The organism is Actinomadura sp. GC306 (assembly GCF_004348665.1).
In the GTDB taxonomy this organism is placed as follows: domain Bacteria; phylum Actinomycetota; class Actinomycetes; order Streptosporangiales; family Streptosporangiaceae; genus Spirillospora.
Genome location: NZ_SMKM01000007.1, coordinates 40,341 through 64,133, shown reverse-complemented (window position 1 = coordinate 64,133; position 23,793 = coordinate 40,341). Strand labels below are relative to the sequence as shown.

General features: G+C 73.2%; 15 protein-coding genes. 7 read left to right on the top strand and 8 right to left on the bottom strand.

The genetic code is table 11. The features are described from left to right. Positions 1–1,547: MFS transporter (locus tag E1200_RS02245; RefSeq protein WP_131950061.1), on the bottom strand; the 1,547-nt coding region annotated here is incomplete at its 3' end. Positions 1,548–1,835: 288 nt separating this feature from the next. Between E1200_RS02245 and E1200_RS02240 the strand changes: the two genes are divergently transcribed. Together E1200_RS02240 and ccrA are read left to right on the top strand one after the other, a co-directional pair. Next, positions 1,836–8,321: a type I polyketide synthase gene (locus E1200_RS02240; protein WP_131950060.1), complete on the top strand. Its 6,486-nt coding sequence runs from the start codon at positions 1,836–1,838 to the stop codon at positions 8,319–8,321. A 45-nt stretch (positions 8,322–8,366) separates the two neighbouring features. Continuing rightward, positions 8,367–9,701 (top strand): crotonyl-CoA carboxylase/reductase, encoded by a 1,335-nt coding sequence (gene ccrA / locus E1200_RS02235; protein ID WP_131950059.1) that lies wholly within the window; start codon positions 8,367–8,369, stop codon positions 9,699–9,701. Between the two features lie 95 nt (positions 9,702–9,796). On the opposite strand, the gene E1200_RS02230 is transcribed toward ccrA, so the two are convergent. Next, on the bottom strand, positions 9,797–10,150 hold the full coding sequence (locus tag E1200_RS02230) for a PRC-barrel domain-containing protein (RefSeq protein ID WP_131950058.1): 354 nt from the start codon (positions 10,148–10,150) through the stop codon (positions 9,797–9,799). 294 nt (positions 10,151–10,444) lie between these two features. On the opposite strand from E1200_RS02230, the gene E1200_RS02225 reads away from it, so the two are divergent. Both E1200_RS02225 and E1200_RS02220 read left to right on the top strand, forming a co-directional pair. Next, positions 10,445–11,722, top strand: coding sequence for a PucR family transcriptional regulator (locus E1200_RS02225; RefSeq protein WP_131950057.1), 1,278 nt, complete (start codon positions 10,445–10,447; stop codon positions 11,720–11,722). Positions 11,723–11,786: 64 nt separating this feature from the next. Further along, entirely contained in the window at positions 11,787–12,374 is a 588-nt protein-coding gene (locus E1200_RS02220) for an NUDIX hydrolase (RefSeq protein ID WP_131950056.1), read from the top strand. On the opposite strand, the gene E1200_RS02215 is transcribed toward E1200_RS02220, so the two are convergent. From E1200_RS02215 to E1200_RS02200, 4 genes are all read right to left on the bottom strand, one after another. Next, positions 12,352–14,013, bottom strand: coding sequence for a DUF4173 domain-containing protein (locus E1200_RS02215; RefSeq protein WP_131950055.1), 1,662 nt, complete (start codon positions 14,011–14,013; stop codon positions 12,352–12,354). The genes E1200_RS02220 and E1200_RS02215 overlap by 23 nt on opposite strands. After that, entirely contained in the window at positions 14,010–15,071 is a 1,062-nt protein-coding gene (locus tag E1200_RS02210) for a HAMP domain-containing sensor histidine kinase (RefSeq protein WP_243708293.1), read from the bottom strand. Before E1200_RS02210 ends, E1200_RS02215 begins: the two co-directional genes overlap by 4 nt. Then, positions 15,068–15,784 (bottom strand): response regulator transcription factor, encoded by a 717-nt coding sequence (locus E1200_RS02205; protein ID WP_131950054.1) that lies wholly within the window; start codon positions 15,782–15,784, stop codon positions 15,068–15,070. Before E1200_RS02205 ends, E1200_RS02210 begins: the two co-directional genes overlap by 4 nt. 117 nt (positions 15,785–15,901) lie before the next feature. Further along, positions 15,902–17,380 (bottom strand): glutamate--cysteine ligase, encoded by a 1,479-nt coding sequence (locus tag E1200_RS02200; RefSeq protein WP_131950053.1) that lies wholly within the window; start codon positions 17,378–17,380, stop codon positions 15,902–15,904. A gap of 156 nt (positions 17,381–17,536) precedes the next feature. Between E1200_RS02200 and E1200_RS02195 the strand changes: the two genes are divergently transcribed. After that, positions 17,537–18,901 (top strand): ATP-binding protein, encoded by a 1,365-nt coding sequence (locus E1200_RS02195; RefSeq protein WP_131950052.1) that lies wholly within the window; start codon positions 17,537–17,539, stop codon positions 18,899–18,901. 66 nt (positions 18,902–18,967) lie between these two features. Here E1200_RS02195 and E1200_RS02190 read toward each other — a convergent pair whose 3' ends face one another. Both E1200_RS02190 and sigE read right to left on the bottom strand, forming a co-directional pair. Further along, on the bottom strand, positions 18,968–19,516 hold the full coding sequence (locus E1200_RS02190; protein WP_131950051.1) for a YceI family protein: 549 nt from the start codon (positions 19,514–19,516) through the stop codon (positions 18,968–18,970). Between the two features lie 141 nt (positions 19,517–19,657). Further along, positions 19,658–20,188, bottom strand: a complete 531-nt coding sequence (sigE, locus tag E1200_RS02185) for an RNA polymerase sigma factor SigE (protein WP_131950066.1) — start codon at positions 20,186–20,188, stop codon at positions 19,658–19,660. Between the two features lie 214 nt (positions 20,189–20,402). On the opposite strand from sigE, the gene E1200_RS02180 reads away from it, so the two are divergent. Both E1200_RS02180 and E1200_RS02175 read left to right on the top strand, forming a co-directional pair. Next, positions 20,403–21,977 (top strand): acyl-CoA synthetase, encoded by a 1,575-nt coding sequence (locus E1200_RS02180; protein ID WP_131950050.1) that lies wholly within the window; start codon positions 20,403–20,405, stop codon positions 21,975–21,977. 73 nt (positions 21,978–22,050) lie between these two features. Beyond that, complete coding sequence (locus E1200_RS02175; protein WP_131950049.1) at positions 22,051–23,793, top strand: serine/threonine-protein kinase; 1,743 nt, start codon at positions 22,051–22,053, stop codon at positions 23,791–23,793.

Sequence of the window (23,793 nt, the reverse complement as noted above, 5' to 3'; positions counted from 1 at the left end):
GGCATGTTCTCGTCCTCCCAGTTGGTAGGAAGCGGGAGGGGGGCGTTCGGCGGGGTCGCGCTGGCCACGGCCAGGTCCAGGGACGCGCGGGAGGTCGCCGGGACCAGGTCCGGGGCGGGCTCCGCCGGGTCGGGGATGACGGGGGGCTTCTTGCCGTGCTTGGGGCCCAGCCAGCCGCGGCGGCTGGGGAGGGTGAGGGCGCTGATCACGCCGCCGATGAGGACCAGGGCGGCGCCGAGGATGAGGCCCGAGGACGTGCCGTCGCGGAACGTCTCCAGTTCCGCCGCGTCCGCGCCCTCGTCGGGGACGGCGTGGATGAGCAGGCCGACGATCGCGATGCCGAACGCGCCGGACGCCTCGCGGATGACGTTGATGACGCCGCTCGCGACCCCGGCGCGCCGCTCCGGGACGGCCTTCAGCACGTACATCACCAGGGGCATGCCGAGTGCGGCGCCGATGCCGACGAGCATGACGCCCGGCATGAGTTCGGCGTAGCCGTCGCCGGTCTGGAGGGTGGAGAACAGGAACATGCCGAGGCCCATCAGGGCCATGCCGAAGCCGATCGCGGGGCGCGGGCCGATCTTGGTGGCGAGCAGGAACGCGATCGGGGTCAGCAACATGATCGCGATGGCGGGGGGCAGCATCACCAGGCCGGCCTCGGGGGGCGAGAAGCCCAGGAAGCGCTGCAGGAACGGCTGCGAGTAGAACATCATGCCGTTGAAGCCGATGCCGTACAGCATCTGCGACATCAGCCCGCCCGTGAACACCCGGTTGCGGAAGAACCGCAGGTCGATCATGGGGTCGGGGGCCCAGCTCTCCACCAGGATGAAGCAGACGAGGGCGATCACGCCGAGGGCGAAGACGCTGAGGACGGACGGGTTGCCCCAGCCGTGCCGGTTGCCCGACTCCAGGCCGTAGATGAACGCGAACAGCATCGTCGCGGAGATCAGCACGCCGGGCAGGTCGATGCGGGCGTGCTTGTTCTCGCCCTTCGAGGTGAGGACGAACAGCCCGAGGACCGTCACCAGGATGCCGGGCACGATGTTGATCAGGAAGATCCAGCCCCAGTGCCAGTGCTGGACGATCACGCCGCCGATCGTGGGGCCGAGCGCGGTGGCGCTGGACGCGGCGCCGATGAAGGCGATGTTGCCGATGGAGCGCTGCTTGTCGTTGCGGCCGACGGTGACCATCACCTGCGTGGCCGGCAGCACCAGTGCGGCGCCGGCGCCCTGCACGATGCGGGCGAGGATGAGGACCTCGGAGCTCTGCGCGAGGCCGCAGACCGCCGAGGAGGCGGTGAAGACGACCATGCCGAAGGTGAACGTCATCCGGCAGCCGTAGACGTCCGCGAGCCGCCCGCCCATGATCATCAGGCAGGAGAACATCAGGATGTAGCCGGTGGCGACCCAGTCCTTGGCGGACGACGACATGTCCAGGTCCGCCATGATCGTGGGCAGCGCGGTGAAGACCACCGTGTTGTCCATGGTGGTCATGAACGCGCTGACGGCCACGACCGCCAGCGCCCATCGGTACCGGCCCCGGGTCACTGTGCGTACGGCGTGAATTCCCCACAGTCAGGAAATCGCCGCTACCCCCTAAAGCGCTCGTCGCTATTGTTACTTTTGGTCCGCACTTCGTTACTCAGCCCTGACTGTGGGCCAAGGTGCCGCAACTCTCCCATCTGGCCACAATGGTTACTCCCGAGTCTTGTCATCACCGTGACAAGTAGCGGATGAGAAAAGTGGTCTGGATGCGCATCATGAGTTGGTCATCGTAGGACAAAGTGGGTCCCTCCGCTTCGCTGAACGATCTCGGTTTTGGGGGGAACCCACCGCATGCAGAGCAATGATCGTTCCGGAGCCGCGCGGCCCGACGGGCAGGATGAGACCCGGGTCAGTGAGGATTCGATCCGCCGGCACCTGATCGAGCAGATCGCGCGCCGCTCCAGGACCACCGCAGCCGACGTCGACCCCGACCGGCCCCTCGAAGAGTTCGGGCTGGCGTCCCGGGACGCGGTCGCGATCGCCGGCGAGCTGGAGCAGATGCTGGGCCGCTCCCTCCCCGCCACCCTCGTCTGGGAACATCCGACGATCAACAAGCTCTCCCTGGCGCTCGCGGGCGGTGCCGCCGAGGCCGCGGAACCGGCACCGGCGGTGGTCCGGGAGGCCGCGAACGACGAGCCGATCGCCGTCGTCGGCATCGGCTGCCGCTTCCCCGGCGGCGGGCGCGACCTCACCGGGCCCGAAGAATACTGGCGCTTCCTGACCGGTCGGGGCGACGCGGTCCGCGAGGTGCCCGACGGCCGCTGGGACCCCTTCGACGACGGGTCCCCCGAGGTCGGGGACCTGCTCGCCCGCACGACCAGGCTCGGCGGCTTCCTCGACGACATCGCCGGGTTCGACGCCGCGTTCTTCGGGATCACCCCGCGCGAGGCCGCGGTGATGGACCCGCAGCAGCGCCTCGTCCTGGAGGTCGCCTGGGAGGCGTTCGAGCACGCCGGTATCGGCCCGGCGTCGCTGCGCGGCAGCCGCACCGGCGTGTTCGTCGGGGTGTCCGCGCCGGAGTACGCGGCGTTCACCGCGTCCGACCTCGTGTCCCTGGAGCCGTTCACGGCGACGGGCGCGGCGCTCAGCATCATCGCGAACCGGCTGTCGTACCTGCTGGACCTGCGCGGCCCCAGCATGATCGTCGACACGGCGTGCTCGTCGTCGCTGGTGTCCACGCACCTCGCCGTGCAGGCGCTGCGCAGCGGCGAGGCGGACGTGGCGCTCGCCGGCGGCGTGAACGTGCTGCTGTCGCCGACCGTCACGATGACGTTCGACCTCGCGGGCGGGACGGCGTCGGACGGGCACTGCAAGGCGTTCGACGCGTCCGCCGACGGGATGGTCCGCGCGGAGGGCTGCGGTGCCGTCGTCATGAAGCGGCTGTCCGACGCCCTCCGGGACGGCGACCGGGTCCTCGCCGTAGTCAAGGGCTCCGGCGTGAACTCCGACGGGCGGTCCAACGGCCTCGTCGCGCCGAACTCCGACGCGCAGCGCGCCCTGCTCCGCGACGTGTACGGGACGGCGGGCATCGACACCCGCGAGGTCGACTACGTCGAGGCGCACGGGACGGGCACGTTCCTGGGCGACCCGATCGAGGCGAAGGCGGTCGGGGAGGTCCTCGGCGCCGGACGCGACCCCGGCGAGCCCCTGCTGCTCGGCTCCGCGAAGTCGAACCTCGGGCACATGGAGTCGGCGGCGGGCATAGCCGGGTTCATCAAGGCCGTGCTCTCGCTGCATCACGGCGTCATCCCGCCTAGCGCGCACTACAAGGAACCCAACCCGCACATCCCGTTCGATGAGCTGCGCCTAGCGGTCGTGGCGGAAGAGACGCCGTGGCCCAGGCGTGGGCATCCCGCACGGGCCGGTGTGTCCGGATTCGGGTTCGGCGGGACGAACGCACACGTCGTCCTGGAGGAGGCTCCCGCGCAGGAGCCGGTCGTCCAGCCGGCCGTCGTGCGGACGTTCCCGCTGTCCGACACGAGCGACGACCGGGTACGGGATCATGCCGCCGCACTGGCCGAGTGGATCCCGAACCAGGACGTGCAGCTTCCCGACCTCGCGCGCACCCTGCACCGGCGCGCCGGCCGCGGACGAGCCCGCGCCGCCGTCGCCGCCAGGGACCGCGCAGGGCTCGTCGAAGGGCTGACCGCCCTCGCCGAGGGCCGCCCCCACCCCGGTGTGGTGACGGGCACGGCGCTCGGTGCCCCGGGCCGTCCGGTGTGGGTGTTCTCCGGGTACGGCGCGCAGCGCGCAGGGATGGCGCAGCGGCTCCTTGAGGAGGAGCCCGCGTTCGCCGAGGCGATCGACGACCTGGACGGCATGTTCGCCGAGGAGGGCGGCCCCGACCTGTGGGCGCTCCTCGAAGCGGGCGAGAAGCCGGACGGCCTGGCCGTCAGCATGCCGCTGCTGTTCGCGATCCAGATCGGCCTGGCCCGGATGTGGCAGTCGTACGGCGTCACCCCCGGCGCGGTCGTCGGCCACTCGATGGGCGAGATCGCCGCCGCGGTCGTCGCGGGCGCGCTCACGCCGGAGGACGGCGTCCGCGTCATCTGCCGCCGGACCCGGCTGCTGACCCGGCTCGTCGGCGGCGGCGCGATGGCCGTCCTCGGCGCGTCCGCGGACGAGGTCGCCCGGCTGGGCGAGGGCCTCCCCGAGGTGTACGCGGCGGTGCACTCGTCGCCGAAGCAGACCGTGGTCACCGGCGACGCCGACCAGGTCGCGGAGATCGTGAAGCGCGCCGAGGCAGAGGGCCGCCTCGCGCGGATGGTGCAGGCCGAGGGCGCCGGGCACTCGCCGCAGGTCGACCCGCTGCTCCCCGAGCTGCGCGAGGCGCTCGCCGAGGTCGGCACCGAGCGCGGGACGCCGCTCGCCGAAGGCATCAAGCTCTACACGACGGCCCTCGACGACCCTCGCGCCCTCCTCGGCGCGGAGACCGGGCTCGGGGTCGAGCATTGGGCGGCGAACCTGCGCAATCCGGTCCGGCTGACCGACGCGGTCGCGGCGGCGGCCGAGGACGGCTTCCGCACGTTCGTCGAGATCAACGCGCATCCGATCCTCGCGCACGCGGTCGGGGAGACTCTGGAGGGGACGGGCGCGCTCGTCGTCCACACCCTCAAGCGGGCCCGCAAGGGCGAGGAGACCGACGACACCCTCACCTTCCACGCGCAGCTCGCGACGCTGGCGGCGCACGGCCACCCGGTCGCGCGGCCCGCGGACGGCCGGATCATCGACGTCCCGCGGGCGCCGTGGCGGCACGAGCGGCACTGGGTCGACCTGTCGGCGCGCAAGTCCGGTGGGCGCGACGAGCACCCCCTGCTCGGTGCGTACGTGGAGTTCCCCGGCGAGGAGCGGCACGCCTGGCGCGCCGACGTCGGGCTCGCCGCCCAGCCGTGGCTGGACGGGATCACCGTGCACGGCCTGCGCGCGCTGCCCGTCGCCGCGTTCGCGGAGATGGCGATCGCGGCCGGGGCGACGGCGCTGGGCACCGACGACGTCCGCGTCAACAGCCTGTGGATAGAGCGGCCGCTCGCGCTGGCCGACCACACGACCGTGACGACGACGTTCACCGAGGCGGAGCAGCGCGTCGAGGTGCACGCGCTGACGCCCGCGGGCACGTGGGTGCGGCTGGCCAGCGCGGACGTGGGCGAAGACCACCGCGCGGCGGCGGAGCCGGCGCACGGCGCGGCGGTGGAGGTCGCGGCCGCCGAGCGCGGCAGCCCGCACTACCGGCTGCACCCGGAGGTGTTCCACCGGTGCCTCGCCGTCCTGGCGGACGAGGCGGCGGCGAAGTCCGGGGACGGCGTGTGGCGGGCCGAGACGATCGGCAGCCTGCGCGTGTTCGGGCCGACACATCGCGGCGGGCACGTCCGGGTGGAGGTGTCCCAGGACGAGGAAGGCATGACGGGTTCGGTCGCGCTCCTCGCGGCGGACGAGCAGATCCTCGCGGAGGCCACGGGCGTCGTCCTGCGCCGCATCGAGCGCCACGACGTTCCGGTGCCGGTCGCCGACAAGCTCGTCGAGCTGGTCTGGGACGAGGCGCCGCTCCCCGACACGGGCGATGAACCGTCGCGGGGCACCTGGCTGGTGCTGTCCGGTGAGGACGACGCGCTCGCCGGCGCGGCGGCCGCGGAGCTGGAGAAGCGCGGGCGGCGGGTCGTCCGGCACCGGCTGACGCCCCGCCCGCCGGACGGGCACCCCGTCATGGACGAGCCCGTTGACGGCGTCCTCCTCGTGCCCCCCGCGGACGTCGTGGACGAGGACCTCGTCCTGACCGTCGCCGGGGTGAGCCGCTCGCTGCCCGACGGGCCGCGGCTGTACGTCGCGACGCACCGGGCCGTCGCCGTGCGGGACGGCGAGCAGGGCGAGCCCGGCCACGGGTTCGTCAGCGCGCTCACCCGGGTCCTGGCGTTCGAGCGCACCGTCCAGCGGGCCACGCACGTGGACGTCGACCGTCCCGCGGACCTGGTCGCGGAGCTGCTCGGCGACGACGGCGCCCGGGAGGCCGCCTGGCGCGGCGGCACCCGCTACGTGGCGCGCCTCGTGCAGGCCGAACTCCCCGCGGCGACCGGGAAGCCGAAGCGCGCCGTGCGGCGCGGCGGCGCCTACGTGATCACCGGCGGCTACGGCGGCATCGGCCTGGTCACCGCGCGGCTGCTCGCCGAGCGCGGCGCGGGACGCATCGTGCTGTCCGGCCGAGGCGGGCCCGACGCCGACGCCGAGAAGGTGATCGCGCGCCTCCGCGAGGACGGCGTGGACGTCGGCGTCGTCCTCGGCGACATCGCCGAGCCCGGCACGGCCGAGCGGCTGGTCCGGGTCGCGCAGGAGGGCGGTGCCCGGCTCCGCGGGGTCGTGCACGGCGCGGGCGCGGTCGACGACCGGCTGATCGCCGACCTCGGCCCGGACGATCTCCACAGGGTGTGGACGGCGAAGGTCGAGGGCGCGCGGCGACTCAGCGAGGCCACCTGGGACCTCGACCTCGACTGGCTCGTCATGCACTCGTCGGCCGCGGCGCTGCTCGGCTCGCCGGGCCAGGCCGCCTACGCCGCCGCGAACGCCGCGATCGACGCGCTGATGGCGTACCGGCGTGCCAACGGGCGTCCCGGGACCACCATCAACTGGGGCACCTGGTCGCAGGTCGGCGGGGCCGTCGAGACGTCGGTCACTGTCATCGACCCGATCAGCCCGGCGGAGGGCGCGGAGGCGCTGGAGGCGCTGCTCGTCCACGGGATGCCCGCGACGGGCGTGCTGCGCTTCGACCCCGGCACGGCGGTCGGGCTGTTCCCCGAGATCCGCGAGATGCCGTACTTCGCCGCGCTGACCGAGGCGGCCGGCGCGCAGGGCGGCGACGACGCGGGCGACTGGCCCGGCGTCGAGGCGCTCAAGGACCTCGACCCCGCGGTGGCGCGCCGGATGATCGCCGCGCAGGTCAGGTACCGGATCGCCGCGGTGCTCGGCTTCGACCCCGAGCGGCTCGACCCCGCCGTCCCGCTCACCGACCTCGGCCTGGACTCCCTCGTCGCGGTGCGGATCAAGAGCGGCGTGGAGCACGACCTCGGACTGACCGTCCCGGCGTCGGTGCTGCTGCAGGGCGCGAGCGTCAACGTCTTCGAGGCGTGGGCGGCCGGCGAGCTCGGCCTGGCGGACGCCCCCGCGCCCGCCGCCGGGGGCGCGGCCTCGAACGCCGAGGCCGGGTACGTCATGCCGCGCGACGCCGCCGAGCGCCTCGCCGTCCGCATCTTCGAGGACGTCCTCGGCCTCGACCGCGTCGGCGTCACCGCCGACTTCTTCACGGAGCTGGGCGGGCGGGACCACCAGGCGGACGAGATCGTCGCGCGGGTCGGCGCCGAACTCGGCGCCGAGGTGACCCGCGGCGAGCTGTTCGAGGTGCCCACGGCGGAGCACGTCGCCGAGTTCGTCCGGGCCGCCGACGAGGAGGCCGCGCGGCAGACCGTGCGCCCCCTGCGCACGTCCGGCGACCGGCGGCCGATCTTCATCGCGCACCCGGCGGGCGGCACCACGGCCTGCTACCGGCAGCTCGTCGACCTGCTCGGCGCCGACCAGCCCGTCTACGGCCTGGAGCGGTTCGAGGACGCGCCGTCCGTCGAGGAACGCGCCGCCCGCTACGTCGAGCACCTCCTGGAGGCGCAGCCGGAGGGCGCGTTCCGGCTCGGCGGCTGGTCGTTCGGCGGCGTGCTCGCCTACGAGACGGCGCGGCAGCTCACCGCCGCCGGGCGCGAGGTCGAGTTCGTCGCGCTGTTCGACGCGGGCCTCCCGCTCGCGGTGGACGACGAGTCCGACACCCTCGCGCGCCGGTTCTCCGCGTTCGCCGACTACATCAACGAGACGTACGGCCTGGACGTCACCCTCACCTACGAGGAGCTGTCCGGGCTGGACGAGGAAGCGCAGTTCGCGCTGGTCATGGAGCGTGCGGCCCCCCTCGTGGACCACATCCCGCCTGCGGCCCTCACGCACCAGCTCACGTCCCACCAGGACACCCGATCCCTGGAGGCGTACCAGCCCGAGCCGTACGACGGCCGCGTGATCCTCTACTACGCGCCCGAGGAGACCCCCTGGGCCGTCCGCGATGCCCGCTACGTGCTCGACGGCACGAACGGCTTCGGCGGGCTCTGCTCCGACCTCGAAATCGTCACGATCACCGGGGCGCACCACCTCAACCTGCTGGACCCGCCCGGTGTGGAGGCCCTCGCCGCGCACCTGGCGGACCGGCTCACCGGACGGCGGGAGCACGACGCCGTCCCGGCCCCGACGGCCCCTTGAAGGCCGGCCCGAAACGAACCCCGTCGTTCCACGGAGGACACCCCCATGGCCCAGCCCGGCCCGTCCCACGCCCTGCTCGACGCCGTACGATCCGGCGCGAGCGGCCCTGAGCTGCAGGAGATCGACCTGCCGACCCGCTTCCGCGCGGCGTTCACCCGCAAGGAAGAGGTCGGGATCTTCGAGGGCGAGACCGACAAGGACGTGCGCCGCTCGATGCACGTCGGCGAGGTCGAGATGCCCGAGCTCGCCCCCGACGAGGTCGTCGTCGCGGTGATGTCGGCCGCGATCAACTTCAACACCGTCTGGTCGGCGATCTTCGAGCCGGTGCCGACGTTCGCGTTCCTGGAGAAGTTCGGCCGGCAGGGCTGGTACGGCGCCCGGCACGACCTGCCGTACCACATCCTCGGCTCGGACGGCTCCGGCGTCATCGTCCGGACCGGCAGCGGCGTGAAGAGCTGGAAGGTCGGCGACAAGGTCGTGCTGTCACCGTCGTACGTCGACGAGGAGGACCACGGCTCCTACGACGACGGCATGATGAGCGAGACGCAGCTCGCGTGGGGCTTCGAGACGAACTTCGGGTCGCTCGGCGAGTACTGCATCGTGAAGGCGAACCAGCTCATCCCGAAGCCCGCCCACCTCACCTGGGAAGAGGCCGGTTCGGTCACCCTCTGCGGCGGCACCGCCTACCGGATGCTCGTCGGGAAGCACGGCGCCCGCATGAAGCAGGGCGACGTCGTCCTGGTGTGGGGCGCGACCGGCGGCCTCGGCTCGTTCGCGACGCAGCTCGTGAAGAACGGCGGCGGCATCCCGGTCGGCGTCGTGTCGTCGGAGGAGAAGGCCGAGCTCGTCCGCGCGCAGGGCTGCGAGCACGTCATCAACCGAAACGACCTGAACCTCGGCGAGCAGGGCCTGCGCCACCCCAAGGCCGGCCGCATGCTGGGCGAGGCGATCCGCAGCCTCGTCGGCGAGGACCCGGGCATCGTCTTCGAGTACCTCGGCCGGGAGACGTTCGGCGCGTCGGTGTACGTCGCCAAGCGCGGCGGCAAGGTCGTCACGTGCGGCTCGTCCACGGGCTACAAGCACGAGTACGACAACCGCTTCCTGTGGATGCGGCTCAAGAGCATCATCGGCTCGCACGGGTTCAACTACCACGAGGCCGTGGAGGTCAACCGCCTGGTGAGCCTCGGCATGGTCCACCCGACGCTGTCGAAGGTCTTCCCGCTGGACGAGGCGGGCGAGGCGACCCGCGCGGTGCAGACCAACCAGCACGTCGGCAAGGTCGCGGTCCTCTGCGGCGCCACGGGCGAGGGGCAGGGCGTGGACGACCCGGCCCTCCGCGAGCGCATCGGCGAGGACAAGCTGAACCTCTACCGCCACTGACCCCGCAAACGCCAAGCCGTTGACTTGCGGCGTGTTGTTGTTATCCGGCTCGCCATAACAACAACACGCCGCAAGTCAACGCATTGGGCGGGCGGTCAGCGGCGGGCGAGGCGGCGCTCGTCCGGGGCCGCGTCGTAGGGGAGGTCGTAGTAGGCGAAGACCTCCTGCTCGTCGCCCGCGAGGAGCTGCCCGTCCGTCCCGATGGCGGGGGCGTTCTTGATCTGCTTCTTCGCGTGCGCGATCCGCAGGTGCTCCGGCCCGACCGTGGCGCCCTCCAGGGGGGCGAACACGAGCCGCTGCCTGGTCGGCATGCCGGTCTTGATGGTGGCAAAGGACGGCACGTCGGTCGCCGTGTCGACGTAGATCGCCTCCAGGTGCCCGATCCTGCTCCCGGCCTCGTCGATCACCTCGCGGCCGCGCCAGTCCCGGATGTCCTCGATCTCGAACATGTCTCTTCCAGCCGTTCGTCAGCACTCCGGTCGGCTGGGAGGTACCCGCCTCACGCCAGATATGTCTCATGCCGCGCGCCGACCGGCGGCGGCGCTGCCGCGGCCGGTACGGGGCCGGCCGGGTGACCCGCGGTACAACTCGCCATGAACCCGGCCGAAGTCGGTCGAAACTCGACCTAGACTTTGCCCCCGGGCATGCCACGGGTCATGATTTGCCCCACACTAGACTCATAAGTAAGCAATTACCCCGTGTGGATGGCGCGCGACACTGGGGAACGAGTGCTGGGAGGTTCTGTGGCGGACGAAGGCTCCACCACGACTGGGCGCCCGTGGCCCGATCTGCCGAGGGAACTGGCCGAGCACATGCGGCCGCACCTCGACGAGGTGGCGGACGACATGATCCAGGAGATCCAGACGCGCGTCAGGGAGTACGACCGTCCGGGCGACGGCTCCTACTCGGGGACACTGCGCCTCGCCGTCGAGCGGGTGCTCCACTACTTCGTGGACCGGGTCGCCGACCCCGGCCACGACCCCGCCTCGGTGGTGGACTTCTTCCGCGCGATCGGCCGCGGCGAGGCCGGCGAGGGACGCAGCCTCGACGCCATGCAGAGCGCGATGCGCGTCGGCGGCATGATCGCGTGGCGGCGGCTCACCGAGGGCGCCGACGCCCTGGACGTCTCGCCGCGCACGCTCGGCGCCGTCGGCGAGGTCATGATGGAGTTCCAGAACGAGCTGGCGCACGCGGCGGCCGAGGGGTTCTCCCAGGCCAAGGCCGCGGTCGCCGGCGAGATGCAGCGCCGCCGCAAGCGCCTGCTGGACCTGCTGTTCGCCGACCCGCCCGCCGCGCAGGAGGCCATCGCCGACCTCGCCGCCGCCGCGCACTGGCCGATCCCCCGGACGGTCGCCGCGGTGGCCCTCGGGGGGCACAACCAGGACGCCCGGCAGCCCGCGTTCCCGCCCGACGTCCTGGCCGACCTCACCCGCCGCACCCCGAGCCTGATCATCCCCGACCCGGACGGGCCCGGCCGCGCGAAGCTCGTCGACCGCGCCCTCGCCGGGACGCTCGCCGTCGTCGGCCCGACCGTCCCGCTGATGGAGGCGGCGCGCTCGATCCAGTGGGCCCGCAAGACGCTCTGCCTCGTCCAGCGCGGCGTGATCGAGGCGGACGGCGGCGTGATCCGCAGCGTGGAGCACATGTCCACGCTGATCCTCTTCCAGGACGAGGGGCTCATCACCTCGCTCGCGGACCTGCGGCTCGCCCCGCTGGCGCATTTGCGGCCCAGCCAGCAGGACCGGCTCGCCGAGACGCTGCTGGCGTGGCTGCAGTCGGGCCGCAACGCCAACGAGGTCGCGATGCGGCTGCACGTCCACCCGCAGACGGTCCGCTACCGGCTGCGCCAGCTGGAGGAGCTGTTCGGCGACCAGCTCCTCGACCCGGACCTGCGGTTCGACCTGGAGATCGTGCTGCGCGCCCGCGCGCTGCTGGCCGACAACGCGGGCGAGCGCATGATCCAGCCGCGCCGCGAGGCCGTCGGCGACTCCGGCGAGGTCGTCACCTTCCGCCGCGGCTGAGCCGCCGCCGGGAACGCCCCGGTACGGTGTGAGGCCGACGGAACGATCGGAGGCGGGGTCTGGCATGCCGGAACGTGAGGAGCCCGCGGTCCGCCGGGTCGGCACGCGGGTCGTCTACGAGAACCCGTGGATGATCGTCCGGGAGGACGCGGTCGAGCGGCCGGACGGCTCGCGCGGCATCTACGGCGTCGTCGACAAACCCGACTTCGTCCTGGTCATCCCGGTCGAGCGGGACGGCTTCCACCTGGTGGAGGAGTACCGGTACCCGATCGGGAGGCGCACCTGGAGCTTCCCGCAGGGCTCCCTCCCCGGACGGCAGGACGCCGACCCCGAGGAGCTCGCCCGCCTCGAACTCGCGCAGGAGACCGGCCTGCGCGCCGGGGCGCTGCGCCACCTCGGCTACCTGAACTGCTCGCACGGGACGAGCGGGCAGGGCTTCAACATCTTCGTCGCGTCCGACCTGACGGCGGGGGAGCCCGACCGGGAGCCCGAGGAGCAGGACATGCGGCAGAAGTGGGTGTCCGGGGCGGAGTTCAGGGCGCTGGTGCGGGAGGGCCGGATCACCGACGACTCGACCCTCGCCGCCTACGCCCTGCTTCTGATGGACGCCGCCGCCGGGGAGGCCCCGATCACTGGGGATAGGACGAGTTGACGCACATCGCGCCGTCGTCGACGGGACGGCGCTCCAGGACGGCGCGGGCCCTGCTCCGCCCGTGATTGGCGGCCATGGCCGGCTCGTCGTCCGCCAGTTCCCCGGCGATGGCGCGCAGCGCGCAGGACCGCTGCGGCTCGGGCAGCCGGTCCAGCGCCGGGACGGCGTCGGCCGACAGGTTCCGCAGGTACTCGATGTCGAGCTTGCCCGTCTCGGCGTAGCGGTCGACGTTGCGGCCGGCGATGAACCCGTCCGGGTCGACGGCCACGAGGGCGATCATCGCGGCGGCGCCGGTGGCCGCGACCGCCCGCGGCAGCCAGTTCACCCGTCCCCGCACGACGCCCGCCACCGCGACCAGCACCACCACGGCGCCGAGCCACAGCTCGAACGCGTGCACCCACAGCCGCAGCCGCGTCCAGCCGAACGTCTCCTCGTACAGGTAGAGGCGCCGCAGCGCGACCGCGACGACGACGAGGGTCAGCGCGCACAGCAGCCCGAGCAGGGCGCGGACGGCGACCCGGTCGGCGCGCCCCGCCGCCGGCGCGTACCGGTGGGCGACGGCGACGACCGCGAGGACGAGGACCGTCACGACGACGAGCTGGAAGAAGCCCTGCCGCGCGTACTCGGCGTAGGTGAGGCCGGTCGAGCGGAGCAGCGCGTCCTTGTCGTCGGCGAGGAACACCCGCGCCTGGATCGCGCTGAACACGAGGAACAGCAGGTCGAGCGCGGCGATCGGCACGGCCCAGGACCAGCGTCCGGCGGGCTTGCCGGGTTCGGGGGTCAGCAGCCGCAGCGGCGGCGGCGCCTGCCCGAGGTACGCGGCGGCGCAGGCCAGCAGCAGCGTCGCGGCACCCGCGAACGCGTACAGGAAGACGGAGGCGGGCGAGATGTCGGGGACGAGCCCGGCGACGAGGTCGCCGAACGCCGCGTCGGCCCCGGCGAACAGGCCGCCGAACACCGCCACCAGCACGACGACGATCAATCCGGTCCGGATGACCGGCCAGGCGTTGCCCTGGCGCGGCGACGCCGCGCGGTGGAGGCCGCGCGCCGACCACGGCAGCGTGTAGCCGGCCGCCGGCGCCACCGCGAGCCCGCCGCCGAGGACCTCCGCCCAGGAGCGTCCTCCGCACACCGCGTACGAGCCGGTGGCGACGGCGAGCAGCAGCGCCGGGACGACGAGCCATTCCGCGTCGCGGACGGCCGCGGTCGCCGCCAGACCCAGGGCGAGCAGCGTGAACAGCGCCCCGGTCCGGTTGAACCGGGAGCCGCCGCCCTTGCGGGGGGAGCGCCGGACGAGCCGCCCCGCGGACCAGGCCGAGGCCCCCGCCACGTACGCGACGGCCGCGGCCGTGATGACGACCCCGACGCCGAGCCGCCCGCTGCGCAGCGACGGCCCGACCGCGACGGCGCCGATCAGCCCGGCGATCGCCGCGCCGGCGGCCAGCGCGGGCGCCATCGGCAGCGGCGGCCGCTTCCAGGCCGCGATGGCCTTGTCCAGCTTGGTGGGCGTGTAGCCGACCGGGGGCGGCGGCGGGTACCCCCGCGGGCCGGGGCGGGGCGCCGGGCCCGGCGCGCTCCACGCCCGCTCGGCGGGGGCCTTTCCCGGCGGTGCTGACGGGTCCTGCGGAGGGTTCGTCATGCGGATTCTCCGGTGTTCGGTGGGAGGACGACGCGGATGCGGCAGCCGGTCGGGGTGTCCAGGACGGTGATGTCGCCGCCGTGCAGGTCGGTCGCCCAGCTCGCGATGGCCAGGCCGAGGCCGGTGCCGCCGCCCGCCGCGCGGGGGCCGGTCGCCGCGCCGCGGGAGAAGCGCTCGAAGACGCGGGCGCGTTCCTCGGCGGGGATGCCGGGCCCCTCGTCGGCGACCTCGATGACGAGCCCGCCCGGGGCGTTGCCGGGCCGCGCGGTGACGGTGACGGGCCGCCCGTCCGGGCCGTGCCGGGCCGCGTTGTCGAGCAGGTTCGCGACGATCTGGTGGAGCCGGTCGCGGTCGGCGACGGCGCGCAGGCCGGGCGCGACTTCGGACTCGAACACCGCGTCCGGGTGGCTCGCGGCGGCCTCCGCGGTGACGTCGGCGACGAACGCGGCCACGTCGATGTCGGCGGCGTCCAGGGCCGCCGCGCCCGCCTCGACCCGCGACAGGTCGAGCAGCTGCGTGACGAGGCGCCCGAGCCGCTCGGTCTGGTCCAGCGCGGATTCCAGGACGTCGGGCGTCGCGGGCGTGACGCCGTCCGCGACGTTCTCCAGGACGGCCCGCAGCGCGCTGATCGGGGTGCGCAGCTCGTGCGAGACGTTCGCGACGAACTCGCGCCGCTGCCGGTCGACCTCGGCGAGGTCGGCGGCCATCCGGTTGAACGCCTGCGCGAGCTCGCCGACCTCGTCCCGCGAGGTGGCCCGCACCCGGCGGCTGTAGTCGCCGCGCGCCATCTCCCGCGCCGCCGCCGTCATCTCCCGCAGCGGCGCGGTCATGCCGTGCGCGACGAGCTGGATGACGGCGACCGCGATGAGCAGGCCGAGCGGCATCGTCTCCCGCGCCCGGAACCCCAGCGGGTACCCCCACAGGACGATCAGGACGGCGACGCACGCGGTGACGACCACGACGACGCCGAACTTCACCTTGATCGACCGCAGCGGGTCCAGCGGGCGGGGCAGCCGCGCCCACAGCCGGTGGGCGGCCCCGCGCCCGGCGGCCGTCACGGTGCGCCCTCCAGGCTCTCCAGGCTGTACCCGACGCCGTGGACGGTCCGGATCAGTTCCTGCCCGAGCTTGCGCCGCAGCGCCTTGACGTGGCTGTCGACGACGCGGGTGCCGGACGACGCGTCGGACCAGTCCCACACCTGTTCGAGCAGGACGGCGCGGGTCAGAACAGCACCCTGGTTGCGCATGAGGCAGGCGAGCAGGTCGAACTCGGTGGGCGTGAGGTGCACCTCGCGGCCGCCGCGGCGGACCCTGCGGGCCCGGTGGTCGACCTCCAGTTCGCCCAGTCGCACCGGCGCCCCGGACAGGGCGGCGTCGGTGGCGGCGCCGACCGGGGGCCGGTCGGCCCGCCGCAGCACCGCGCGGATCCGGGCGACGAGCTCGCGCATGCTGAACGGCTTGGTCACGTAGTCGTCGGCGCCGACGCCGAGGCCGACGATGAGGTCGGTCTCGTCGTCGCGGGCGGTCAGCATCAGCACCGGGACGGGCCGTTCCGCCTGGACGCGGCGGCAGACCTCCAGGCCGTCGAAGCCGGGGAGCATCACGTCCAGCACGATGAGGTGCGGCCGGTACTCGCGGGCGCGCTCGACCGCGGTGGGCCCGTCCGCCGCGGTCGCGACGCCGAACCCCTCCGCCGCCAGCCGGTCGGCCACGGCCCGCGCGATCGTGGGTTCGTCCTCGACCACGAGGATCCGCGTCTCGTTCTCGCTCACGCCCCAGACTCTAGGAGTCCGCTTTGTAGGCGACGAGCATGAATTGTGGAGAACTTGTGAAGCTCGCGGAGCGGTTCTCCGGGCGCACCGCCGCCCGCGTCCTCACCCCACGGGCGGTCAGGGGCCGATCGGCCAGGTGTGGACGGGGGCGTTGTCCTGCATCTTGTCCACGTAGGAGCGGATCATCATGCGCAGCGCCTCCTGCCTGGAGGTGCCGTGCTCCTCGATGGCGTCGACGGTGGCGATCTGCCAGGCGGCACCGGTCCGGCCGGTGACGCAGCGGCGCTCGATGATGCCGAGGAGCCGGTCCCGGCGGGACGGGTCGACGCCCCAGCGCCGGAGGCCCTCGTGGGCCAGGGGCAGGAGCTTGCGGAGGATGAGCTCGGGCGCGGGGACCTCGCCCAGGCCCGGCCAGTAGAGCGTGGACTCCAGGCCGTCGCGGGCCGCGCGGTGCAGGTTCTCCTCGGCGGTGGCGAAGGACATGCGGGTCCAGACCGGGCGTTCCTCCTCGGCGAGCATGCGGACGATGCCGTAGTAGAAGGCGCCGTTCGCGACGACGTCGGCGACGGACGGGCCGGCGGGCAGGACGCGGTTCTCCACGCGGAGGTGGGGGCGGCCTTTCACGACGGCGTAGATGGGGCGGTTCCAGCGGTAGATCGTCCCGTTGTGCAGGGTGAGTTCGCCCAGCTCGGGGATTCCGCCCTCGTCGAGGACGGCGCGCGGGTCCTCGTCCTCGCAGAGCGGGAGCAGCGCCGGGAAGTAGCGCGTGTTCTCCTCGAACAGGTCGAACACGGACGTGATCCAGCGCTCGCCGAACCATACGCGGGGCCGGACGCCCTGGGCCTTGAGCTCGTCGGGACGGGTGTCGGTGGCCTGCTCGAACAGGCTGATGCGGGTCTCGTGGAAGAGGCGGTGCCCGAACAGGTAGGGGGAGTTGGCGCCCATGGCGACCTGCGGGCCGGCGATGGCCTGGGCGGCGTTCCAGTAGGCGCCGAACTCGTCGGGGCTGACCTGGAGGTGGAACTGGACGCTGGTGCACGCGGCCTCGGGGATGATCGTGTCGGCGTGCATGTGCAGCGGCTCGTGGCCGTCGATGGCGATGCGCATCTCCTCGCCGCGGGCGGCGAAGATCTGGTCGTTCAGCATCTTGTAGCGGCTGTTGGCGGAGAGCGTCTCCTCGCCGATGTCGCTCTTGCGCAGCGTGGGCAGGATGCCGATCATGGCGAGCCGGCCGCCGACCTCCTGGGCCCGCTCGTCGGCGTGCCGCAGGTGGTCGCGGACCTCCGCCTCCAGCTCGCCGGTGCTCTCGCCGCCGAGCTCCCGGGGCGGGATGTTGATCTCCAGGTTGAACTGGCCGAGCTCGGTGGCCCAGGCCGGGTCGGCGATGGCCTTGAGCACGTCCGCGTTGCGCATCAGCGGATCGCCGATCGCGTCGATGAGGTTCAGCTCGATCTCCAAGCCGATGTGGGGGTGCTCGAAGTCGAACTGGGATTCGCCCAGCATGCGGGCCAGCACGTCGAGGCACCTGCGCACCTTGTCGCGGTACCGACGGCGGTCCTCGCCGCTGATGGTGACCGAAGCCACGTCCCTGCCCATGTGTCCGTCCCTGTGCTCCGAGAGAACCGTCATAAAACGGGATGTCCCGGCAAGGGGAGGTGAAAACCAGGCGCCGTAATCGGGGCTCACCCCGGGGTGACCGAGCGGTAGCGTGGGGCCCGTCCGGAAACCGGTTACCCCCGACCGGGAGGGGCCATGCGCCTGCGCCCACGGTCCATCCGGGCCAGGGACACGCTCGTCGCCGCGGTGATCGCCGCGATCGTCTTCGGCATCACCGCGGTGGGCGTAGATCTGGCCGTGCGCAGCGCGGTCGAGTCGGAGATCCTCCAGCAGACCCAGGTCGAGGGGCGGCGCGCCAGCGGCGGCGTGCGGGACGGCACGCTGCCCGCCCCCATCCCGGACGACACCGACGGCCGCGTCCGGATCCAGGTCGTCGAGCCGGGCGGCCGTGTGACGAACGCGACACCGGCCGCGCGGGACGAGCCGCCGGTGAGCAGACTCTGGCCGCCGAGCAACCTGCGGGTGCAGGACTTCACCGAGTGCCGGGGCCGCTGGCCGGACCGCGAGTGCTTCGTCATCGAGGCGATCCGCGCGACGACCGCGCCGGACTCCGTCGTCGTGTACGCGGCGTCCCCGCTGCCGCCCCACCTGGTGAACGGGCTGCTGGAGGCGCTGCTCGCCGTGATCGTCCTGGTCCTGGTGGCCATGGCCGCGTGGATCACCTGGCGGGTCGTCGGCCGCACCCTCGGCCCGGTCGAGGCGATCCGCGCGCAGCTCGCCGAGATCAGCGCCACGGACCTGAGCCGCCGGGTGCCGCAGCCGTCCGGCGAGGACGAGATCGCCCAGCTCGCCCGCACCGCGAACGCCACGCTCGACCGGCTGGAGCGCGCGGTGGGCCGGCAGCGGCAGTTCGCCTCCGACGCGTCCCACGAGCTGCGCACGCCCATCGCGGGCCTGCGCGCCAACCTGGAGGACGCGTCGATGCACCCGGAGGACAACGACCTGCGGGCCGTCGTCGCGTCGGCGCTGCGCGACACCGACCGGCTGGAGTCGATCGTCACCGACCTGCTGCTGCTCGCCCGCCTCGGCACCACCGGGACCAGCGTGCAGGAGCGGCTCGACCTGGCCGCGCTCGCGGAGGCGGAGACCGGGCGCCATCCGTTCACCTGGCGGGTCACCCTGGACCTGGAGCGCGACGTGCCGGTGCACGGCGTCCGGATGCAGCTCGTCCGGCTGCTGGGCAACCTCCTCGACAACGCCGAGGGGCACGCCGAGTCGGCCGTCGCGGTCGCGGTGTCGCGGGACGGCGGTGACGCGCTGCTCACCGTCACCGACGACGGCCCCGGCATCGCGCCCGCCGACCGCGAGCGGGTCTTCGAGCGGTTCACCCGCCTCGACACCGCCCGCAGCCGCGGCGCGGGCGGCACCGGGCTCGGCCTGGCGATCGCCCGCGAGATCGCGCACGCGCACGGCGGCACGCTGCGCATCGAGGACCACGCCCCGGGCGCCCGCTTCGCCCTGCGGCTGCCCCTCGCCGCGGACCGGCCGGACGGGACCTGAGCCGGGCATGCGCGAGGGCCGCCCGCGGTGACGCGGACGGCCCTCGGGCGAGCGGGGAGGGACGGGTCAGGCGCGGACCGCCTGGACCTCAAGCTGGATGTCCACCTTGTCGCTGAGCAGGGCCTTCTCGCCCTTCAGCGGGATGTTGAACTCGATGCCCCAGTCCTTGCGGTTGATCGTGGTCTCGGCGGAGAACCCGGCGCGGGTCTGGCCCCAGGGGTCCTCGCCGACGCCGTTGTACTCCAGCCGGAGGCTCACGGGGCGGGTGACGTCCTTGATGGTCAGGTCGCCGTCCAGGTAGTACTCGCCGTCCTCGGCGCGCACGCCCGTGGTGTTGAAGGTCATGGTGGGGTACTTCTCGACGTCGAGGACGTCGGCCGTCCGCACGTGGGCGTCGCGGTCGGGGTTGCGGGTGTCCAGCGAGGCCATCTTGATCTCCGCCGTGGCGGTCGACTCGCTCAGCTCCTCGGCGATCTGCACCGAGCCGGTGAACTCGGTGAACGTGCCGCGCACCTTGGTCATCAGGTGGCGGATGACGAAGGTGACCTCGGAGTGCCCGGGGTCGATGTTCCAGGTTCCGGTGGTCAGCTCGGGGGCGACGGCGGCGATGCTCATGATGTCTCCTGTGGCAGATGTGCTTGAAACTTCAACGACTACTGCAACAGTAGTTGAGGGTTCAAACACTTGTCAATCCCGGCTTGTTCCCGCCCCGGGAACGGCACCGCGGGAGCGGTCGGCCCACGGCCGGCCCCACGGTCAGCCCTGCGTCACCTCGGCGGGCCGGCGGTGCTCCAGCTCGGCGCGGAGCTGGGCGCGGCCCCGGTGGATACGGGAGCGCACGGTGCCGAGCTTGACGTTCAGCGTCGCGGCGATCTCCTCGTAGGACAGGCCCTCGATGTCGCACAGGACGACGGCCGCGCGGTACTCGGGGGCCAGGCCGTCCAGCGCCTGCTGGATGTCGGCGTCGAGGTGGCGGTCGTCGTAGACCTGCTGCGGCGTCGGCTCGCGGCCCTGCAGGCGCTCGGCGGCGTCGTCGCCGAGGGAGTCGAAGCGGATGCGCTGCTTGCGGCGGGCGCGGTCGAGGAACAGGTTCGTCGTGATGCGGTGCAGCCAGCCCTCGAACGTGCCGGGGCTGTAGGAGGACAGCGAGCGGAAGACCCGGATGAAGACGTCCTGGGTCAGGTCCTCGGCGTCGTGCCGGTTGCCGGTCAGGCGGTACGCCAGCCGGAACACCCTGCCCGAGTGCTCGGTGACGATCTCCTCCCAGCTCGGCGGGGTCCACGCCATCGCGCCTGCGCTCACCACTACCCCCGTCTGATACTTAATCGTTACGGCCAAGCATGCCGGTACCCGGATAAGAGCCGTGTAAGGCCGCCGGGGTGGCCGGATCCGGCGGCGGGTTCAGGCGGCCGGACGGGGGACGCCGCCGCACCCGACATCATTGGACGTCCTTACAATAAGCGTCCCCGGCCCGGACCCATCCCGACGTGTGAGGACGTGCATGGTGCGAAGCTACAACCCGGCGGACCTGCTGGAGATCCTGGCCGCGGCCGGGCCGGAGCGGACCGCGCTGGTCGCGGGCGCCGAACGGCGCACGTACGCGCGGCTCAACGAGCGGGCGAGCAGGGTCGGGCACCACCTGGCGGCGGCGGGCGTGCGGCCGGGCGAGCACGTCGCGATCCTCGCCCACAACCGCGCCGAGTGGATCGAGGCGATGCTCGGCGCGTACAAGATCCGCGCCGTGCCGATCCCGGTGAACTTCCGGTACGTCGCGGCCGAGCTGCGGCACGTGCTGGCCGACTCCGACTCGGTCGCGCTCATCGGCGAGCGGTCGCTGCTGGCGAAGGCGGAGGAGATCCGCGGCGAGCTGCCGAAACTGCGGCACGTCGTCGTGCTGGAGGACGGGGCGTCCGACGACATCCCGGGCGCGGTCGAGTACGAGGAGGCGCTCGCCGGCGCCGCCGCGGACGACGATTTCCCGCCGCGCTCCAACGACGACCGCTACATCATGTACACGGGCGGCACGACCGGTTACCCGAAGGGCGTCGAATGGCGCTGCGAGGACATCTTCTTCGGCGCCCTCGGCGGCGGAAACGTCCTCGGCGACCCGATCGGAAGCCCCGAGGAGATCGCCGCCAACGCCGAGCAGCCGCCGATGGCCGTGCTCGACTGCGCGCCCGTCATGCACGGCGCCGGGCAATGGGTCGCGTTCATGGGGCTGTTCAGCGGCGCCAAAGTCGTCCTTTACACCGACCGCGCATTCGACGCCGGCAAGGCGCTGCGGCTGCTCGCCGAAGAGCAGGCGAATGTGCTGATGCTCGTCGGGGACGTAATGGCGCGGCCGGTGGCGAAGGCGCTGGCCGGCGGCGAGTACGACACGTCCTCGCTGTTCGCGATCGCGTCCGGCGGCGCCCCGCTCACGGAGGGCGCGAAAAGGCAGCTGCTCGACCACCTGCCGAACATCATGTTCCTCGACAACTACGGCGCCTCGGAGACGGGCGCGTGCGGTCCGTCCGTGGGCGGCAAGGAGGGCACGGCCCGGTTCGCGATGAAGCCGGGGATCACCGTCCTGGACGACGACCTGACCCCCGTCGCACCCGGCGAGATCGGCCGGCTCGCCCGCAGCGGCCACATCCCGCTCGGCTACTACAACGACCCGGAGAAGACGGCGTCGACGTTCTTCACCGGCCCGGACGGCACCCGCTGGTCGATTCCCGGCGACTACGCCTCGCTGGAGGAGGACGGGACGATCGTGCTGCTCGGCCGCGGCTCCCTGGTCATCAACACGGGCGGGGAGAAGGTGTACCCGGAGGAGGTCGAGGTCGCGCTGAAGGACCACCCGGACGTGTACGACGCGGTCGTGGTGGGCCTGCCGGACGAGCGGTTCGGGGAGCGCGTCGCGGCCGTCGTCGCGCCCCGTCCCGGCGCCGGGATCACGCTCGCGGAACTCACCGATCACTGCAGAGGCCGCCTGGCCGGATACAAGCTGCCGCGCCAGCTCACGGTGGTGGACGAGGTCCAGCGCACGGCCGTCGGCAAATCCGACTACAAATGGGCCAGGAGCGTGCTGGCCTAACCGCGCATTCACCACGCCCCCCGCGCTTATACCACGCGCCGGCCGTTTTTCCGTCGCGGCCACCGGTCAAGAAATGATGGATGGCGAAGGGGCGTCCCTTGAGCGCGGACCGGCGAGTAACTTCTGCATGAAAGGAGATCGGCGGATACCGCTCGCGCGACGGTATCGCCTGCTCTCTGTCGCGGGCAGGGGCGGCATGGGAACCGTCTGGCGGGCGTACGACGAAATGCTCGACCGGGACGTCGCCGTCAAGGAGGTGCGCCTTCCCGAACGCATCACCCGGGGCGAGCGCCGGGTGATGTCGCGGCGCCTGCTCACGGAGGCGCGCGCCACCGCCGCGCTGCGGCACCCCGGAGTGGTGGCCGTCCACGACTTCATCATCGAGGACGGCCGCCCCTGGATCGTCATGGAGTTCGTCGAGGCGTGCTCGCTGAACCGGCTCGTCGCCGAGGACGGCCCGCTCGGTGTGCGCCGCACGGCGGAGATCGGCTCGGCGGTCCTGTCGGTGCTCCGCGCCTCGCACACCGCCGGGATACTGCACCGCGACGTCAAGCCCAGCAACGTCCTGGTCTGCGACGACGGGCGGATCCTGCTCACCGACTTCGGCCTGGCCGTGCACATGGCCGGCGGCCGCGAGGGCGTGGACACGATGCCCGCCGGGATCGAGGGCTCGCCCGCCTACCTCTCCCCGGAGCGCGTGAACGGCCAGCCGGGGATGGAGGCGTCCGACCTGTGGTCGCTCGGCGCGACGCTGTACATGGCCGTCGAGGGCTTCTCGCCGTTCCTGCGCTGCCACGCGCTGGCGTCGATGATGGCGGTCGTGCTGGGCGACTACGCGCCGCCGGAGCGGGCGGGGCCGCTGACCCCCCTCATCGAGGGGCTGCTGCGCCAGCGTCCCGAGGAGCGGCTGACGGCCGGCGACGCGGCGGAACTGCTGCGGGACGTGCTCGGAACCGTCCCGGAGCCGGGCGCGACGGTGGCGGGCCCGGCCGCCCCCAACCGCGTCCGCGGGATGGCGGCGCGGCTTCCGCTGACCCGTCCCGGCCGGCCGGACGCGGGAGGCGCTCCGCGGTCGCGCGTGCTGCGGGGGCCGCGCGTCCCGTGGGCGCTGCGCGGCGGACGGCCGCCCGGCGACGACCGGGCGAAACCCCCGTGCGGTTCGCGGCGGCTCCGCGACCGGTGGCGCGCCCCCGGCACGCGGGCTCCGCGGCACCCGGAGGCGGCGGGGCGGTTCGCGGCGGTGCGGCGGGTGCGGCCGGGCACGGTCGCGGGCGTGGCCGTGCTGGCGGTCCTCGCGGCGACCGCCGGCACCTGGACGGCGCGCTGGACGGCGGTCGGCAAGAGCGACTCGGTCGCGCTGCGCCCGGCGGCGGGCGTGACCGCCAAGATGGCGAAGTACCGGGAGGCGGGCGCCTACTCGGTGCGCGTGCCGGTGGGCTGGCAGGCCGAGCGGAGCGGCGCCGTCATGCACTGGAAGGACGCCGAGGCGGGCCACGGGCTGCGGATCACCGCGGCGCCCGGGGACTCCCTCGCCGGGCTCCGCGCCGCGGAGCGTGCGGCCGTGGCGGAGCGGCGCTACCCCGGCTACCAGAGGCTGCGGCTCGAACGCGTGCCGCAGATCATCGCGGGCGCCGCCGAATGGGAGTTCACCTGGACGGGCAAGCCCGGTCCCGCGTTCGCGGACGGCGTGCGGCACGTGCTGTGCAGCCGGGCCGCGGGATACGAGTTCTGCTTCCACGCCCCCGACCGGCGGTGGACGCCGGGCCAGCGCCTCTACGCGCAGATCCTGGAGTCGTTCCGCCCGGAGACCGGCTGA